This window comes from Allosaccharopolyspora coralli, assembly GCF_009664835.1.
In the GTDB taxonomy this organism is placed as follows: domain Bacteria; phylum Actinomycetota; class Actinomycetes; order Mycobacteriales; family Pseudonocardiaceae; genus Allosaccharopolyspora; species Allosaccharopolyspora coralli.
The window spans coordinates 317608-335061 of record NZ_CP045929.1; the positions used below are offsets into that span (position 1 = coordinate 317608).

At 69.3% G+C, this 17454-nt stretch carries 10 protein-coding genes and 1 tRNA gene; 10 read left to right on the forward strand and 1 reads right to left on the reverse strand.

The window, feature by feature from the left end; genetic code table 11:
* Window positions 1–118: 118 nt before the first annotated feature.
* Window positions 119–760: a bifunctional DNA primase/polymerase gene (locus GIY23_RS01505; protein ID WP_154075016.1), complete on the forward strand. Its 642-nt coding sequence runs from the start codon at window positions 119–121 to the stop codon at window positions 758–760.
* Between the two features lie 157 nt (window positions 761–917).
* Here GIY23_RS01505 and GIY23_RS01510 read toward each other — a convergent pair whose 3' ends face one another.
* Window positions 918–3332: a DEAD/DEAH box helicase gene (locus GIY23_RS01510; protein WP_154075017.1), complete on the reverse strand. Its 2415-nt coding sequence runs from the start codon at window positions 3330–3332 to the stop codon at window positions 918–920.
* A 308-nt stretch (window positions 3333–3640) separates the two neighbouring features.
* On the opposite strand from GIY23_RS01510, the gene GIY23_RS01515 reads away from it, so the two are divergent.
* The 9 genes from GIY23_RS01515 (at window position 3641) to GIY23_RS01555 (ending at window position 17415) form a co-directional block, all read left to right on the forward strand.
* On the forward strand, window positions 3641–5260 hold the full coding sequence (locus tag GIY23_RS01515) for a tannase/feruloyl esterase family alpha/beta hydrolase (protein ID WP_154075018.1): 1620 nt from the start codon (window positions 3641–3643) through the stop codon (window positions 5258–5260).
* Between the two features lie 355 nt (window positions 5261–5615).
* Window positions 5616–7979: a sodium-translocating pyrophosphatase gene (locus GIY23_RS01520; RefSeq protein ID WP_154075019.1), complete on the forward strand. Its 2364-nt coding sequence runs from the start codon at window positions 5616–5618 to the stop codon at window positions 7977–7979.
* A 134-nt stretch (window positions 7980–8113) separates the two neighbouring features.
* Complete coding sequence (locus tag GIY23_RS01525; RefSeq protein WP_154075020.1) at window positions 8114–8791, forward strand: hypothetical protein; 678 nt, start codon at window positions 8114–8116, stop codon at window positions 8789–8791.
* A 143-nt stretch (window positions 8792–8934) separates the two neighbouring features.
* The gene (locus GIY23_RS01530; RefSeq protein ID WP_154075021.1) at window positions 8935–9519 is read left to right on the forward strand and encodes a hypothetical protein; all 585 of its coding nucleotides are present in this window, start codon (window positions 8935–8937) and stop codon (window positions 9517–9519) included.
* A gap of 188 nt (window positions 9520–9707) precedes the next feature.
* The gene (gene topA / locus GIY23_RS01535; RefSeq protein ID WP_154075022.1) at window positions 9708–12617 is read left to right on the forward strand and encodes a type I DNA topoisomerase; all 2910 of its coding nucleotides are present in this window, start codon (window positions 9708–9710) and stop codon (window positions 12615–12617) included.
* A 173-nt stretch (window positions 12618–12790) separates the two neighbouring features.
* On the forward strand, window positions 12791–13141 hold the full coding sequence (locus GIY23_RS01540) for a hypothetical protein (RefSeq protein ID WP_154075023.1): 351 nt from the start codon (window positions 12791–12793) through the stop codon (window positions 13139–13141).
* A gap of 138 nt (window positions 13142–13279) precedes the next feature.
* Complete coding sequence (locus GIY23_RS01545) at window positions 13280–14506, forward strand: DNA polymerase III subunit delta' (RefSeq protein WP_154078534.1); 1227 nt, start codon at window positions 13280–13282, stop codon at window positions 14504–14506.
* A gap of 95 nt (window positions 14507–14601) precedes the next feature.
* Window positions 14602–14678: transfer RNA gene (locus GIY23_RS01550), tRNA-Thr, on the forward strand.
* A 196-nt stretch (window positions 14679–14874) separates the two neighbouring features.
* Window positions 14875–17415, forward strand: coding sequence for an EAL domain-containing protein (locus GIY23_RS01555; RefSeq protein ID WP_154075024.1), 2541 nt, complete (start codon window positions 14875–14877; stop codon window positions 17413–17415).
* Window positions 17416–17454 lie beyond the last annotated feature (39 nt).

Here is a 17454-nt window from a genome sequence, read left to right on the forward strand (position 1 = left end):
GTCGGCAACGGCGCCGCCCGGGGGTGGGGAGCACCAGAGAGCACGCTCGATCAGCCGCCCCCGAACGGTTGATCGACCGAGACAACGACCGGATCAACCGCAAGGAGGCGGACGAACAATGGAGTGGTCGTCGGACGGGTGGCAGTGGTCTTCGGGCCAGTGGCACAGTGCCTTCCGGATCGAACTCCGGGTCCAGGCCATCGGCTTGGCTGCCCGTGGGTGGCCGGTGCTTCCCGGGACCTACCCGGCGGAAGGCCGGTGGGCCGGACGCAGCGGCAGCGAGCCGCACGGCCCGGCGCCGGTGCACACCGGCTGGGAGGACCGGCTCGTCCTGAACCCGGACGACGCGGCGGCCTGCTGGTCCGAACACCAGCCGTACAGCCTGCTGCTCGCCACCGGCTCGAGGGTCGAGGCGATCGAGGTCGACTCGGGCCTCGGCAGGCGCACGGCCTCGGTGTTGCGGGCGGGTGGGTTCCCCGCGCCGATCGTGTCCACACCGGACGGTCGCTGGTACTTCCTCACCGAAGGCGGCCAGACGCTGTGCGAGGAACTCGGCGACGCCACCGGGATCAGGCTGCACAGCAGCGGAAGCTGGGTTCCGATGCCACCGACCACCTACCCGCAGGGCCTCGTGCACTGGAGGGTGAAACCCGAGGTGTGCGCATGGCGCCTGCCCCGTCCCGAGCTGGTGCAGGAAGCCCTGCGGGCGGGACTGCACGACTCCCACGACGTGGCCGATCTCGTCGCCGCAGGACACTGACGGCGCCGTGCGAACCGCTACTGTGTCGACCCGGCCGGCACCGCGCCCCGGGCCCCTCGTCGACTCCTCCCGTCGCGAGGCGAACCGTCGCCCCGGCCACCGGATTCCTGATCCGGTGTACCGCCCCTCCTGGCGACGGTTCGATGAGCCCTGCCGGTCAGTCGATCGCGCCACCAGCGGCTCGCACGGCATCGAGAACAGCCACCGCCCCCGCCTTGTCCAGCGGTTCGTTTCCGTTGCCGCACTTCGGCGACTGGACGCAGGACGGGCAGCCGGCCGGGCACTCGCAGGAAGCGATCGCTTCCCGCGTCGCGTCCAACCACGGGATCAGCGCGGCATAGCCGCGATCGGCGAATCCGGCTCCCCCCGGGTGACCGTCGTGCACGAACACCGTCGCCTCCCCGGTGTCCTCGTGCAGCGCGGTCGACACGCCGCCGATGTCCCAGCGGTCGCACGTCGCGAACAGCGGTAGCAGGCCGATCGCCGCGTGCTCGGCAGCATGCAGCGCACCGGGGATGCGCGCCGGATCCAGCCCGGCGCCCCCCGGTGCGTTGCCGGCGAGCAACTCGTCGCCGACCGTGTACCAGACCGACCGCGTCACCAACGTGCGTGTGGGAAGGTCCAGCGGAACCTGGTCGAGGACTTCACCGGACGGCAGTCGGCGTAGATAGCCGACCACCTGCGAAGTGACCTCCACTTCGCCGAGGCAGAACGTGACGCCCGGCCCGGGTTGCACCTTCTCCTCGGTCCGCAGGACCGCGATGTCGATCACTTCGCGGGGTGAGGTCGTCCACTCGGGATTGTCCGCGTGTACCAGCGCGATCCCGTGTTCCAGGTCGAGTTCGTCGACCACGTAGGACTCGCCCTGGTGCAGATACAGCGCGCCCGGATGCACGGTGCCGTGCGCCGACTCGGGATCGACGGTACCGAGCATCCGCCCGGAGTCGGCCTCGACGACGGCGACCTGTTTGCCGCCGGAACCGCGAATCTCCACCGTCTGATGTGGACGTTCGCGGGAGGTCCAGTACCAGCCGCGTGGTCGCCGCCGCAGCACGCCTTCGCCGGTCAGCGCCTCCACCGCCTGCCGTGCGGCGTCGCCGCCGAAATCGCGCAGGCATTCCTCGGTCACCGGAAGTTCGGACGCCGCGCAGGCGAGATGTGGTTCGAGGACGTAGGGGTTCGTCGGGTCCAGCACTGTCGCTTCGACAGGGCGGTCCAGCACGGCGGGTGGGTGATGCACGAGGTAGGTGTCCAGGGGGTCGTCGCGGGCGACGAAGATCACCAGCGCCCCTTCGCCTTCCCGACCCGCTCGTCCCGCCTGCTGCCAGAACGAGGCGAGTGTCCCGGGGTAACCCGCGACGACGACCGCGTCCAGTCCCGCGATGTCGACGCCGAGTTCGAGCGCGTTCGTGGTGGCCACGGCCAGCAGCTCGCCGGACATCAGGTCACGTTCCAGCGCCCGCCGATCCTCGGGCAGGTAGCCGCCCCGGTACGCCGCGACCCGTTCCGGAAGTTCCGGGGCGACGTCTGACAGCGCGCGCCGGGCGGTCAGTGCCGCGACCTCCACGCCCCGACGGGACCGGACGAAGGCGAGCATGCGGGCGTTCTCGATGACCAGCTCGGTCATGATGCGCGCGGTCTCGGCCCCGGCGGAACGTCGGATCGGCGCTTCGTTCTCCCCGACGATGTCGTCCAGCAGCGGCGGTTCCCACAGTGCGACGGTGCGTGCCCCACGGGGTGAGCCGTCGTCGGTGATCGCCTGGCACTGCGCGCCGAGGAGTCGTTCGCCCAGGGCCGCCGGATCGGAGACGGTGGCGGAGGCGAACACGAACACCGGGTCCGCTCCGTAGTGTTGGGCGATCCGCCGTAGCCGGCGCAGCAACAACGCGACGTGCGAGCCGAACAGGCCCCGATACGAGTGGCACTCGTCGACGACGACGTAGCGCAGCCGCCGGAAGAACCGCGCCCACCGGGAGTGCCTCGGCAGGACACCGTGGTGCAGCATGTCCGGGTTCGTGAAGATCCACCGAGCGTGCGCGCGCACCCAGTCGCGCTCCGCGTGCGGGGTGTCGCCGTCGTAGCTCGCCGCTCGCACGCCGGGAACCCCGAAGAGTTCCACCGCGCGCAGCTGGTCGGCGCCGAGTGCCTTGGTCGGGGACAGGTACAGCGCCGTCGCGCGGCTGTCGTCCTGCAGGGCCGCGAGTACCGGGAGCTGGTAGACCATCGACTTCCCGGACGCGGTACCGGTGGCGACGACGACGTTCTCGCCTGCGCGGGCGCGCTCCGCGCCGTCGACCTGGTGGGTCCACGGGTGCTCGACGCCCTGCCCGCGAAGTGTCTGCACGACGTTCTCGGGCGCCCAGTCGGGCCAGTTCGCGTGCCGGGCCGGACGCGGCGGAATGTGTTCGACGTGCCGGAGCGGACTCTCGTCCTGCGGTACGCCCGCGACCGCCCGGTCGAGTAGTCGCCGCCCGTGATTCACCGCGCGCGCGGTGAATTCGGGCTGCTCACCGGGGGCTTCGTGCTCGGTCACGCTTGCGAGCCTCGCACAAGGCGTGAGTGACCGGACCATGCCGTCCTGCGCCTGGACCCCCGCGTCGGCTCAAGAACTCGTGTCAGAAGGTTTCTCGGTGGTTCCGTAGCGGAACCTCAGCGCCCTCCTGGCTGCGGGATCGATCCCTCGAGTAGCGACCCCACGCAACGAAATCGCTGTCCTCGCGAAGAGGCGCTGAGAACCCGCTCTTGCGCTGCGAACGTAGTCCGACGGCGAGGTGTGGCCGAGACACACGAACAGATGGGTAACTATGCGGCGACGCAACGTAGCTTTGCGTCTCGTGATCGACCTACGTTCGGTCGATCCGATGATGACGGGAGCGCGGCATGCGAGCGGGACGGACGACGACGATCGGGCTCGTGCTGGCAGTGGCGATGTCGGTTCCCGCGACCGGCGCCGCCGACCCGCCGCGCTGCGAGGACCTACGCGAGGTCGCTGTTCCCGGGCGGGTGATGGGGCTGCCCACGTCCGGCGGCGAGGTCCTCGACGCGAGAACGGTTGCGGCCTCCGGGCCGATCGGCGAGCACTGTCGCGTGACAGGGGCGATCCACCCGGTCGACCCGTCGGCTCCGGACATCGTGTTCGAGCTCGCGTTGCCGTCGGAGTGGAACCACCGTGCTCTGATGTTCGGCGGAGGCGGCTACAACGGCACGGTTCCCGCGGTGGAGGGCACGTTGCCGTTCGGGCCGCCCGGCGACGCCGGGCCGCTCGCGTCCGGCTTCGCGACGTTCGCGTCCGACTCGGGCCATCAGGCGGCGCCCGACCACGAGCCGACGCCGTCGCTGGACGGCTCGTTCGGCGTGAACGACGAGGCGCTCCGCAACTTCGCCGGCGACGCGCTCAAGAAGACTCGGGACGCCGCGATGTACTTGCTGCGTCAGCACTACCGGGTCAAGCCGGATCGGTCGTACTTCGCGGGCGGATCCACCGGCGGCCGCGAGGGCCTGGCCGTGGCGCAGCGCTGGCCGGGTGACTTCGACGGGGTGATCTCGGCCTATCCGGCGTGGAACGCGGCGAGTCTCGACCTGTTCTTCGGGCACATGGCGCGCGCCCTCGCCGCTCCGGAGGCCTTCCTTGACGAGCGTGACCAGGCATTGTTGTACGACTCCGTCGTGCGAGCGTGTGACGGCCTCGACGGGGCCACCGACGGTGTGATCAGTGACGCGGTGGGCTGTGACTTCGATCCGAAGGTACTGCGCTGCGAGTCCGGTGACGGCGAAGGCTGTCTCACTCCGGCGCAGATCGAGGCCGCACGAGCGATCTCGAGCCCGCTCGAGTTCGGTTACCCGGTAGCGAGCGGCGAGACCGGTTACCCCGGGTTCCCGGTGTTGTCCGGGGCGAACATGAACGCCGGAGTCCTCGGGTTCGGCACCACCGCCCCTGCCGAACCGATGCCCACCGACGCGGCGTACGGCGCGCAGTTCTGGGACCAGTGGGTGCGTCACTTCGTCACCCGTGACCCGGACTTCGGTTCGCTCGGGCTCGATCCGACGAGGCCGGGGCCGTGGCGGGAGCGCATCAGTGAACTCACCGCACTTCAGGACGTGAACGAGGTCGACCTGCGGCCGTTCGCCCGGCGGGGCGGAAAGCTCCTACTCGTGCACGGCACCGCCGACCAGCTGGTCAGTCACCGTTCCACGATCGACTATTACCAGCGAATGATGTCGGCGATGGGTGCGGAGGCGGTGGAGGACTTCTCGCGCCTCTACCTCGTGCCGGGCGCCGATCACGCCAACGCCAACGCGGCGTTCGCAGCGGGGTGGGATTCGCTCGGGGCGCTGCAGCGCTGGGTCGAGGGCGGTCACGCCCCGCACGACGAGGTCGTTACCGACGTGAACCCCGACGCGAGGCAGCGCACCCGTCCGTTGTGCGAGTTCCCCACGTGGCCGCGCTACGACGGGACCGGCTCCGTGGACGAGGCGGGTTCGTTCTCCTGCGTGGACTAGCGGGCTGGCCGCTCAAGCCACGAGGTGGCCGGTCTGCGTAGACCGGCGGGACATCGACGACGCACTGTGTCTGATCACAGCCGCCACTTCGCGCGGCTTCTACCCCATGTAACCCGATCGGGCCAAATCAGATCGGGTGCTGTTGGTGGATCAAGGGCATCACTGAATCGATACTTCTGTAACGAATCCGCACGTCGGTACGAGTCGCAGATCACATCGTGAGGTAAGCCACCAGTGGCGTGCATAGACTGCCACGACGTCGTTGCCGGGAATGCCGGGAGCGAGCACGCCCCACCCGCGTCGGAGATCGAACGCGTGGCCTCCGATGTTGATCGAGAACAACCCAGGAGGACGGATGTCCCTGCTCTTCGGGGTCCACGGAGGATGGGCCCAGGGCGCTGCACCACCGGAGTCTTCCGGTGTCCGAGCCGCATCGACAGACATTGCCCTCACCGGCCCCGACTACGCGGTGGTCGGCGTCGTCATCGCCATCGCCCTCGGCGCGCTCGCGTTCGGCTCCGTACTCACCAGAGAGGTACTCGCCGCCGGACAGGGCACCGTGAAGATGCGCGAGATCGCCCAAGCGGTGCAGGAAGGCGCCTCGGCCTACCTCAACCGGCAGTTCCGCACCCTCGCCGTGTTCGCCGTCGCGGTGTTCCTGGTGCTGTTCGCGCTCCCGGCCGAGACGCTGTCCGAACGCATCGGACGATCGATCTTCTTCCTCTTCGGCGCCGCGTTCAGCGCCGTCATCGGCTACCTCGGCATGTGGTTGTCCACCCGCGCGAACCTGCGCGTGGCGGCGGCCTCCACCGAGGACGGAGGCCGCGAGAAGGCGATGCGCGTCGCGTTCCGCACCGGCGGCGTCGTCGGCATGACCACCATCGGCCTCGGCCTGCTCGGCGCCGCGCTCGTCGTCCTCGTCTACGCCGGACAGGCTCCACGCGTGCTCGAAGGGTTCGGTTTCGGCGCCGCCCTGCTGGCCATGTTCATGCGTGTCGGCGGCGGCATCTTCACCAAGGCCGCCGACGTCGGCGCCGACCTCGTCGGCAAGGTCGAACACAACATCCCCGAGGACGACCCGCGCAACGCCGCGACCATCGCCGACAACGTCGGGGACAACGTCGGCGACTGTGCGGGCATGGCCGCCGATCTCTTCGAGTCCTACGCGGTCACGCTCGTCGCCGCACTGATCCTCGGCACGGCCGCCTTCGGCCTGCAAGGACTGCTGTTCCCGCTGATCGTTCCCGCCATCGGCGTACTCACCGCCGTCATCGGCGTGTACATCACCAAGGCCCGCAGCGGCGAGAGCGCGCTCACCGCCATCAACCGCTCCTTCTACATCTCGGCGGGCATCTCCGGCGTGCTGTGCGCGATCGCGGCGGTGCTGTACCTGCCGGGCTCGTTCGCCGGACTCACCGGTGTCTCCGACGAGGTCCGCGCGATCGACGGCAGCCCGGCACTCATCGCCCTCGTCGCGGTGATCATCGGCATCCTGCTGGCCGTCGTGATCCTCAAGCTCACCGGCTACTTCACCGCGACCGAGCACCGGCCGGTCCGGGACGTCGGCGAGTCGTCGTTGACCGGGCCCGCCACGGTGATCCTCACCGGACTGTCGGTCGGCTTCGAATCCGCCGTATACACCGCGCTCGTCATCGGCGTCGCGGTCTTCGGCGCGTTCCTGCTGTCCTCGACGCTGTCGGTGGCACTGTTCGCGATCGCCCTGGCCGGGTGCGGTCTGCTGACCACCGTCGGCGTGATCGTCGCGATGGACACGTTCGGCCCCGTCAGCGACAACGCCCAGGGCATCGCCGAGATGTCCGGCGAGGTCGAAGGCGAGAGCGCGAACATCCTCACCGAGCTCGACGCCGTCGGCAACACCACCAAGGCGATCACCAAGGGCATCGCGATCGCCACCGCGGTGCTCGCGGCGACCGCTCTGTTCGGTTCCTACCTGGACGCGATCACCGCGGCGCTCGTCGGGGCTGGCCAGCAGTTCCTCGCGGGCGACTTCGTCGTGTACGCGCCGAACGTGCTCGTCGGTGTCGTCATCGGCGCCTCCGTGGTGTTCCTGTTCACCGGGCTGGCGATCAACGCGGTCTCGCGGGCGGCCGGGGCCGTCGTGTACGAGGTGCGCCGCCAGTTCTCGGCCAACCCGGGAATCATGGACGGGTCGACTCGTCCCGAGTACGGCCGTGTCGTCGACATCTGCACCCGTGACTCGCTGCGTGAGCTGGCCACTCCCGGCCTGCTCGCGGTGCTCGCGCCGATCGCGGTCGGCTTCGGGCTCGGCGTCGGGCCGCTGGCCGGATACCTCGCGGGCGCGATCGCCACCGGAGCGCTCATGGCCATCTTCCTGGCCAACTCCGGCGGTGCGTGGGACAACTCCAAGAAGCTCGTCGAGGACGGCTACCACGGAGGCAAGGGGTCCGACTCGCACGAAGCCACCGTCATCGGCGACACCGTCGGCGACCCGTTCAAGGACACGGCGGGACCGGCGATCAACCCGCTACTCAAGGTGATGAACCTGGTGTCGGTGTTGATCGCCCCTGCCGTCGTCGCGCTCTCGGTCGGTGACGCGGCGTCCCCGGCGCTGCGGATCGGCATCGCGGTCGTCGCGACCGCCGTGATCGTCGGCGCCGTCGTCCTGTCCAAGCGCCGCAGCACGGCGATCGCCGGCACGTCGGCGGAGCAGGGCGCGGTGACCAACGGCGCGAGCTGACCCGCCTCACCTGTCAGGAGGGCACCTCATCCGTGGGGTGCCCTCCTGCTCGTGCGCACCCCGGGTCGGGCCGGGCCCGGGCAGATGCGGGACAGTCGTGCCAGCACGAGCAAGCGACCAGCAGGGAGCGTGCATTGAGTATCCGAACGACGTCCGTCGCAGCGCTCGCGGCAGTCCCACTCGTCCTCGCAGGCTGCTCGCAGCAGTCGCAGGACCAGTCCCAGCAGGCTCCGCAACAGCCGCCCGCCGAGCAGCAGCAGGGCCAGCAGGAGGGTCAGCAGGGCGGTCAGCAGGACGGGGTGCGCTGGGTCGGGAGCCTCTGCGGACTCATCGGCGGCTTCGCCCAGTCGCAACAGCAAGGACCGCAGGTCGACCAGAGCAGCCCGGAGGCGTTCAAGCAGTCCTCGATCGCCCAGATCGACTCCGCCGAGCAGTCGGCGAACCAGACGGTGTCCGAGCTGCAAGGCCTCGGGCCGTCGCCGATCAACGGAGGCGACAAGCTCAACTCGACCTTCCAAGAAGGGTTCGTGCAGGTCACCGACGTCCTACGCAGCGCGAAGGGCAAGGCCGAGCAGGTCGACACGAGCAACGAGCAGGCGTTCACCCAGGGCATGACCGAGGTGCAGAACGAGCTCAAGCGTGGTGAGCAGATCAACTTCCAGGAGCAGTTCACCGAGTTCGACCGGAACCAGGAGCTGAACCAGGCCGCCATGCAGGCCCAGGAATGCCAAGCCCTGATGGCCCCGCCGCAGCAGCCCGGCCAGCCGCCGCAGCAGCCCGGCGGAGCACCTCAGCCGCCCCCGGGACAGTGAGCCCCCGAACGACCTGATCACCCTGTGGACAACTCCGCCCCCTGTGGATAGCGGGGTGGCAAATTCGCGCGAATTTGCCACCCCGCTGTTCGGTGGTGCGTGGGGCTGGCGGGGTTCGAACGGTTGTTCTATCCTGATCAGCCGTGGACCAGTTGTCCTTCTACTCGGCCGAGGCTCAGCCGCCTCGGATCGCCGACCTGGCCGGGTTGCTGTGCGCCCAGGGCCAGGCGGTCGGTTTCGGCCGGGGAACGGCCGCCCGGCTCTCCGTGGTGGTGGGCGAGCACTGGCGCGCGGTGTCCCTGGTGGAGGCCTGCGCCGAGCGCGGAGTCGACGCCGAGGTGGCCCGCTCCGAAGGAGGGCATCCGCTGATCCGGACCGCGTTCCGCGCCGACCTCACCGCGCTGGCCTCCTCCTGGCTGCGCGGAGCGGTCAAAGCCGTGCCGCCCACGTTCGCCCCGCACGGCAACGCGCTTCGCATCTGGGCGCTGGCCTCCGGGCACCTCGAGCCGGGTGGCTACGTCCTCGGCTTGGACCCGCACGCTCCGGACACGCATGCTCCGCTGCTCGACGCGCTGGGGCGGGCGGGCCTGCCCGCTAAGTCCCTCGGTGTCCGGGGCGGGGGACCCGCACTGAGGGTCACCGGGCGCCGCCGTATCGCGCGGCTCGCCGAACTGGTCGGACCCGTACCGAATGGTGCGATCGAGCGAACTTGGCCGTGGGTGTCGTGAGTGTCACGCCGCACAGACACCGAGGTCACGCGCCGGAACAGAGCGCTCACCCGATACGTTCGTAGGGGCGAGACGCGCGGAAACCGCGGTGTTCGTGCCACGCTGTCCGTCCCCCGGAGCGTGGCCGCCGACCGCGCACGGTGCACACTGGCGAATCGGACACCTCCGCGAGACGAGAGCAGGTAAGCGTGGCTGGGTCGACACGAACGAAGCAGAACGGCACCAACGGTGCCGGAAACGCTCGGCGACTGGTGATCGTCGAGTCGCCCGCGAAGGCGCGCAAGATCGCGTCCTTCCTCGGGTCCAACTTCGTGGTGGAGTCCTCCCGTGGCCACATCCGCGACCTGCCCCGCGGCGCCGCCGACGTGCCCGCGAAGTACAAGGGGCAGTCCTGGGCGCGGCTCGGCGTGGACGTGGACAACGACTTCGAGCCGCTGTACCTGGTCACCGCGGACAAGAAGCCGACGGTGACCGAGCTCAAGGACGCGTTGAAGGACGTCGACGAGCTCTACCTCGCCACGGATGGTGACCGCGAGGGCGAGGCGATCGCCTGGCACCTGATGCAGACGCTGAAGCCGAAGGTGCCGGTGCGGCGGATGGTGTTCCACGAGATCACCGAGTCCGCCATCCAGGCCGCCGCCGAGAACCCGCGCGACCTCGACCAGGACCTCGTGGACGCGCAGGAGACCCGTCGCATCCTCGACCGGCTCTACGGCTACGAGGTCAGCCCGGTGCTGTGGAAGAAGGTCATGCCGAAGCTCTCGGCGGGCCGGGTGCAGTCGGTGGCCACCCGCGTGGTGGTCCAGCGCGAGCGCGAGCGCATCAGCTTCGTCTCCGCGCATTACTGGGACCTGTCCGCGACGCTCGACGCGGGCGCCGAGGCCGACCCGCGGTCGTTCTCCGCGCGCTTGGTCTCCGTCGACGGCGCCAAGGTCGCGACGGGCCGGGACTTCGGCCCCGACGGCCAGTTGAAGAGCGCCGACGTGCGGGTGCTGACCGAAGCCGACGCCCGGCAGCTCGCCGACGGCCTCGCGAGCGCCTCGCTGAGCGTGTCGAGCGTCGAGGAGAAGCCGTACACGCGGAAGCCGTACGCGCCGTTCATGACCTCGACATTGCAGCAGGAGGCCGGCCGCAAGCTGAAGTTCTCGTCGGACCGGACGATGCGCACCGCGCAGCGGCTCTACGAGAACGGCTACATCACCTACATGCGTACGGACTCCACGACGTTGTCCGACGCCGCGTTGAACGCCGCGCGCAGCCAGGCGCGTGAGCTCTACGGCGACTCGTTCGTGACGAAGTCGCCGCGCCAGTACACGCGCAAGGTGAAGAACGCCCAGGAGGCGCACGAGGCGATCCGGCCGGCGGGGGAGAACTTCCGCACCCCGGGCGAGGTCGCCTCCGAGCTCGACACGGACGGGTTCAAGCTCTACGAGCTGATCTGGCAGCGCACCATCGCCTCGCAGATGGCCGACGCGAAGGGCACCACGCTCTCGGTGCGGATCACCGGCACCGCCGAGGGCGGCGAGCAGTGCACGTTCGCCGCCTCCGGCCGCACGATCACCTTCTCCGGTTTCCTCCGGGCGTACGTGGAGTCCGTCGACTCCGAGGCCGGCGGCAGTGCCGACGATGCCGAGTCGCGGCTGCCGCAGTTGGTGCAGGACCAGGCGATCACGGCCACGGAGCTGTCCCCGGACGGACACTCGACGAACCCGCCTGCCCGCTACACCGAGCCGAGCCTGGTCAAGGCGATGGAGGAGATGGGCATCGGACGCCCGTCGACGTACGCCTCGATCATCAGCACGGTTCAGGACCGCGGCTACGTGTGGCGGAAGGGCTCGGCGCTGGTGCCGTCGTGGATCGCCTTCGCCGTCGTCGGTCTCATGGAGAAGCACTTCGGCAGGCTCGTCGACTACGACTTCACGGCCGCGTTGGAGGACGAACTCGACGGCATCGCCGAGGGGCGTCAGCAGCGCACCCGCTGGCTGGCCGGGTTCTACTTCGGCGGCGACGTGGGTCCCGACGACTCGATCGGCCGGGCCGGTGGTCTCAAGAAGCTCGTCGGTTCCGGCGTGGAGGAGATCGACGCGCGTGAGATCAACTCGATTCCGATGTGCACCGACGAGCAGGGCCGGACGGTCTACGTCCGGGTCGGCCGGTACGGCCCGTACCTGGAGCGGGTGCTGGGAACCAAGGAGGACGGCACGCCGGAGTCGCAGCGCGCGAACCTGCCGGACGACCTCCCGCCGGACGAGCTCGACATCGACGTCGCCGAGAAGTTGTTCGCCACGCCGATGGAGGGGCGCAGTCTCGGCACCGACCCGGAGACCGAGCACGAGATCGTGGCGAAGGAGGGGCGGTTCGGCCCGTACGTCACCGAGATCCTGCCGGAGGGCGACAAGAGCAAGCCGCGCACCGGGTCGCTGTTCAAGTCGATGTCGCTGGACTCGATGACGCTCGACGACGCGCTGAAGCTGCTGTCGCTTCCTCGGGTGGTGGGTGACGACCCCGAGTCGGGTGAGCAGATCACCGCGCAGAACGGCCGCTACGGCCCGTACCTCAAGCGCGGCACCGACTCGCGGTCGCTGGAGACCGAGGAACAGATCTTCACGGTCACCGTGGACGAGGCGTTGAAGATCTATGCGCAGCCCAAACAGCGCGGCCGGCGCGCGCCCGCACCGCCGCTGCGCGAGATGGGTGACGAGCCGGACACGGGCAACGCGTTGGTGATCAAGGACGGCCGCTTCGGCCCGTACGTGACCGACGGGGAGACGAACGCGTCGCTGCGCAAGGGTGACGACGTCGAGTCGATCACGTTGGACCGTGCGGTCGAGCTGATCCAGGAACGTCGGGCGAAGGCTCCGGCGAAGAAGAAGGCTCCGGCGAAGAAGAAGAGCACGGCCACCAAGAGCACAGCCACCAAGAGCACAGCCTCGAAGGGCTCTTCGTCGAAGGGCACGGCGTCGAAGTCCACAGCCACCAAGAGCACTGCCTCGAAGTCCACGGCGTCGAAGAGCACGTCGGGACGGAAGACGGCGAGCACGAAGAAGAGCACGTCGTCTTCGTCCTCGGCGAAGGCGAGTTCGACGAAGTCGTCCTGACAGGGCGTGTGGGAACCGGCGGTTGTGCCCGTAGGGCACGCCTCATACGTACTGGGGCGGCGGTACCGGCCACGCGGCCTACCGGCCCACGTTCCACAATGCCCTCCGAGGCCTGGCTTTGCGCCGGCGCTCGGCGGATACTCCGTTGAGCGACGGCGCCGACGGGAGGCGACATGCGTGATGCGTTGTCCGGTGCGGACGGGACTCAGCCGTTATCCGCGATGCAGATGTTCGGCGACGCTCTGAGCGGGGCCGTGCGGCGAGCGACGACGTCCGACGTTCAGGAGACCGTCGAGCAGCAGCACGAGGACGCGGTGCAGCGGCTGGTCGAGCGAGGCGCTGTTCCGCAACAACGGCGTCGCGCTTCCCGTCACGACGAGTCGTCGGCGCAGGCGGCCCGCCTGACGGCCTCCGTGCCGGATGCGCACGGCCCGACGCGGCGTTCGTCGACGGTGCCGCAGCAGAACCTCGTCGCGCAGGGCCGCCGTGAGTTGGAGGTCCCCTCGCTCCGCCCCTACCGATGAGGCGAACGGCACCTTCGCCCCGTGAGACGTGGCGAGAGTGCCGTTCGCACCACTGACCGCGCGGTCCTGGCGTCCGGGGTGACGGGGTGCGGCCGTAGGGTGGGCGCCGTGGAGGAGCACGTGAACACGCCCGACCCGGTGGAGGGTGTGGTGCCACCGCGTTCCGGCGTGTGGTCGGACGTGGTCGGCCAGCCCGACGCGGTGCGGGTGCTCGCGGCGGCCGCACAGGCGGCGTCGAGTCAGGTGCGGGGTGAGCGCTCGCCTGCGGGTGCGATGACGCACTCGTGGTTGTTCACCGGCCCGCCCGGGTCCGGGCGTTCGGTCGCAGCCCGTGCTTTCGCGGCGGCGCTGCAGTGCGAGCGGACCGGTCCCGACGAGGTGCCGGGGTGCGGTGACTGCTCGGCGTGCCGGACCGTGTTCGCGGGCACGCACGCGGACGTGCGGCTGGTCGTACCCGAGGGTTTGTCGATCTCCGTGGCGGAGATGCGCTCGCTGGTGCAAGCCGCCGCGCGAAGGCCGACCACGGGCGAGTGGCGCGTGGTGCTCATCGAGGATTCGGACCGGCTCACCGAGGGCGCGGCGAACGCGTTGTTGAAAGCGGTGGAGGAGCCGCCGGATCGCACCGTGTTCCTGTTGTGCGCCCCGTCGGACCACCCGGAGGACGTGTCGGTGACGATTCGGTCGCGCTGCCGCGTGGTGCGACTGCGGACTCCGTCGGCGGACGCGATCGCCGAGGTCCTGCGTGAGCGGGACGGCGTGGAGCCTGAGACGGCGGAGTGGGCGGCGTCGGTGTGTGGCGGCCACATCGGCCGTGCCCGGCGGCTCGCGACGGACGAGCAGGCGCGGGATCGGCGTGCGGCGGTGTTGCGGATCCCGCTCGGGATGACGCGGTTCGCGGACGTCTTCCGCGCCGCCACGGGTGTCGTGGCCACGGCCGAGTCGGAGGCTACCGCGGCGAACGAGGAACGTAACGAGGCCGAGAAGGAAGAGCTGAAGACCGCGATGGGTGCGGGCGGCACCGGAAAGGGCACCGCTTCGGCGACGCGGAGCGCGAACGCCGCGCTCAAGGAGTTGGAGAAGCGACAGAAGTCACGTACCACCCGGTCGCAGCGGGACGCACTCGATCTCGCGCTGGTGGATCTCGCGGGGTTCTACCGGGACGTGTTGGTGACGCGGTCGGGAGCGCGGACTCCGTTGAACCATCCGGATTGCGACGAGCAGGTCTCCCGCGCCGCAACGGAGTGGACGTCGGAGTCGACGCTGCGGCGCTTGGAGGCGGTCCTGCAGTGTCGTGAGGCGCTGTCGCAGAACGTGAAGCCGATCATCGCCGTCGAAGCCCTCGCCGCCACGTTGCATCGCGGCTGATCGCCGGAGACGCGGGCCGCTCGGCGTGGCCGGTGTCGTGACGCGGGGGTGCGCACAGCGCTCTGCCGCTGCCCGCTACACTGAGTCCCGCATTCGCCGCCTTAGCTCAGTCGGTCAGAGCGACGCACTCGTAATGCGTAGGTCGGGGGTTCGACTCCCCCAGGCGGCTCCACCGTGACCAGCCACTTTCCATCTGCTTGGACAGTGGCTGGTCACTTTCAGTCTCAGTCTCAGTTCCGCTGCTCTACGCCGAGATCCGGAACGCCTCGACTCTCTCGTCGTCGCTCTCGCGCCTGCCGGCGCGGGTGTGATCCTCCGAAGTCGCCACCGCCGAGCACGGGGGCTGTGCGTCATCGCATACTCGGGGCATGGGTTCGCTGTGGCGTGGCCGGGTGTCACTGCTGGGCCGCGTCTACGTGCTGGTGGCGGTGCTGCTCGTGCTGCTCGGTGCGGTTTCCGTGGGTACGTTCGTGTTTCGTCAGTGGGACGAGGCCGTGACGATCCAGCTGACCACGAAGGTCGTTCCGTCCCAGATCGCGGCCAGTGGGCTCGCCGCGGCGTACTCCGATCAGTCGAACGCGGTGCGGGACTTCCAGGACACCGCTGATCCGGAGTTTCTCGGCGCATACCGGATCAGACGGGACGAGGCCACCCGTTTCGGACAGATCATCGACGAGAACATGGGCGGCTTTCCACAGGTCACGAGTTCACTCAACGATGTTCGCGAAGCGTCGCGGACCTGGCGCAGGGACTCCGTCGCGCCGATGATCGAGCAGGTGCGAAGCCAGGGGCCGTCGCCGTTGTCGCCGGAAGAAGCGCGGACGCTGTCCAGGCAGGACGAGGTGCTGCGCGCTGAGCTGGCCGATCTGCAGCAGCGACTCAACGAGATCGCCGCTGACGACACCGCCAAGGCCGGGGCGGCGCGCGCGGCGGCCAACTGGCTGACCTGGAGCGCTGTCGCGGCGAGTGTCGTCCTCGCAGCGGGCGCACTCCTGTTCCTGCGCAGGTCTCTGACCCGCCCGTTGCGCAAGCTCGTCTTTCAAGTCGACCAGGTGGCCGAGGGAGACCTCGACCGTCCGGTGGGGGTGGTGCGGCCGCCCGAGCTGGCTACGGTCGCGCACGCGGTGGAAACGATGCGCAAGCGCGTGCTCGACGAGACCTCGCGCAGGGAGCGGGTGCAGCAGGATCTGGCTCGCCACGAGGCGGCGGAGCGCAAGCGGGCCGAGCAGGACTACGCCACCGTGGTCGCCGCCCTCGACGAGGGCGTGGTCGTCGTCGGCGCGGAGGGAACCGTCGCGGCCGTCAATCCCGCAGCGCAGCGCATTCTCGACTCGGACGAATCCGAACTCGTGGATTCCTCGTCCGTGTCCTGGTCGGTGTTCGACGAGAACGGACGGCTGTTGACGCCGGAGGAACACCCGACGACGGTGACGCAGCGGACCGGGGAGCCGGTGAATTCACGCGTGTTGCGCTTGCGGCGCGGCGACGGCAGCGACGTGTGGGTCTCGGTGACCAGCCGCGCACTGACTCCACGCGAGGACCCGCCGCACAACGTGGTCGTGTCGTTCACCGACATCACCGAACGTCGCGCCGCGCAGCAACGCCTGGAACACGAGGCCACTCACGATCCGCTCACCGGGTTGGCCAACCGCACGCTGGTGCTGCGGCATTGCGACATCCGTTCGGACGGCGACCCGCTGGCGATCCTGTATCTCGACCTCGACAACTTCAAACGCATCAACGACTCCCTCGGCCACGGTGCCGGTGACGACGTCCTCTGCGTCGTCGGGCAGCGACTGTTGCGCACCGTTGCCGGCGAGAACGTGGTGGGTCGCATCGGTGGCGACGAGTTCGTCGTTCTCGTGGACGAGAGCGATCGCGACGTTCTCGCCGAGTTCGGCGAACGCCTCCTCGCCGTTCTCACCGAGCCGGTCGATGTCCGCGGCAGGCAGTTGCACGTCAACGCCAGCATCGGAGTCGTCGTCGCGTCCATTGGGGACGCTCGCCGAGGACAGGACCTGCTGCGGGACGCCGACGTTGCCCTGTATCAGGCCAAGGCGCGCGGTGGGGGTCGTCTGACGTTCTTCGACGTGCAGCTACGGGAACGGGTGCAGCGTCACATGGCCCTGGAGCAGGATCTGCGCCACGCCGCTTCGAAGGATCAGTTGTGGGTGGCGTACCAGCCTGTCGTCGACCTGCGGACCGAACGCACCGTGGCCGCCGAGGCGCTGTTGCGGTGGGACCACCCGGCGCACGGTGCTGTCTCTCCGGGCGAGTTCATCCCGATCGCAGAGGAAAGCGACCTGATCCAGCACGTCGGCGCGCACATGCTGCGTACAGCGACTCGCCAGTTCGCAGCCGAACGTGACCGCCTCGAACTCGATCTGCAGCTCAACGCCAATCTCTCACCCCGCCAGCTTCGCGACCCCCAGTTGCACACGGTGGTGCAACATGCCCTCGCCGCCGCCGAGCTACCTGCCGAGGCCCTGTGCCTGGAGATCACCGAAGAAGCCATCATGCACGACCCCGCGCAAGCCACCTGGGTCTTGAACGAGCTCAGGGACCTCGGTGTCGAGCTGGCCATCGACGATTTCGGAACCGGGTACTCCTCGCTGGCCCAGCTGCAGCGTCTCCCGGTGGACACCCTGAAGATCGACCGGTCCTTCGTCAGCGATCTCGGTGAGTCCAGTGACCGGGAGGCCATTGTCACCAGCATCATCGCCATGGCTCATTCCGTGGCCCTCACGGTCGTGGCCGAAGGCGTCGAAACGGCGCGGCAGCTCGACCTCTTGGCCGGTCTCGGCTGTGACAAGGTGCAGGGCTACTACCTCGGCAAGCCCGCCCCTTTCGACGAACTACCCACGCGGAACCCCTTGCTGCGGCACAGAAAGTCGGCACAACGTCGGTGACGGGAACCGTGACGCTTCGGGGTTGGACGGCCCATCGGC

Coding starts and splice junctions, on each gene's coding strand:
- GIY23_RS01505 (WP_154075016.1), top strand. CDS start 119: ATGGAGTGGTCGTCGGACGGGTGGCAGTGGTCTTCGGGCCAGTGGCAC.
- GIY23_RS01510 (WP_154075017.1), bottom strand. CDS start 3,332: ATGGTCCGGTCACTCACGCCTTGTGCGAGGCTCGCAAGCGTGACCGAG.
- GIY23_RS01515 (WP_154075018.1), top strand. CDS start 3,641: ATGCGAGCGGGACGGACGACGACGATCGGGCTCGTGCTGGCAGTGGCG.
- GIY23_RS01520 (WP_154075019.1), top strand. CDS start 5,616: ATGTCCCTGCTCTTCGGGGTCCACGGAGGATGGGCCCAGGGCGCTGCA.
- GIY23_RS01540 (WP_154075023.1), top strand. CDS start 12,791: ATGCGTGATGCGTTGTCCGGTGCGGACGGGACTCAGCCGTTATCCGCG.
- GIY23_RS01555 (WP_154075024.1), top strand. CDS start 14,875: ATGGGTTCGCTGTGGCGTGGCCGGGTGTCACTGCTGGGCCGCGTCTAC.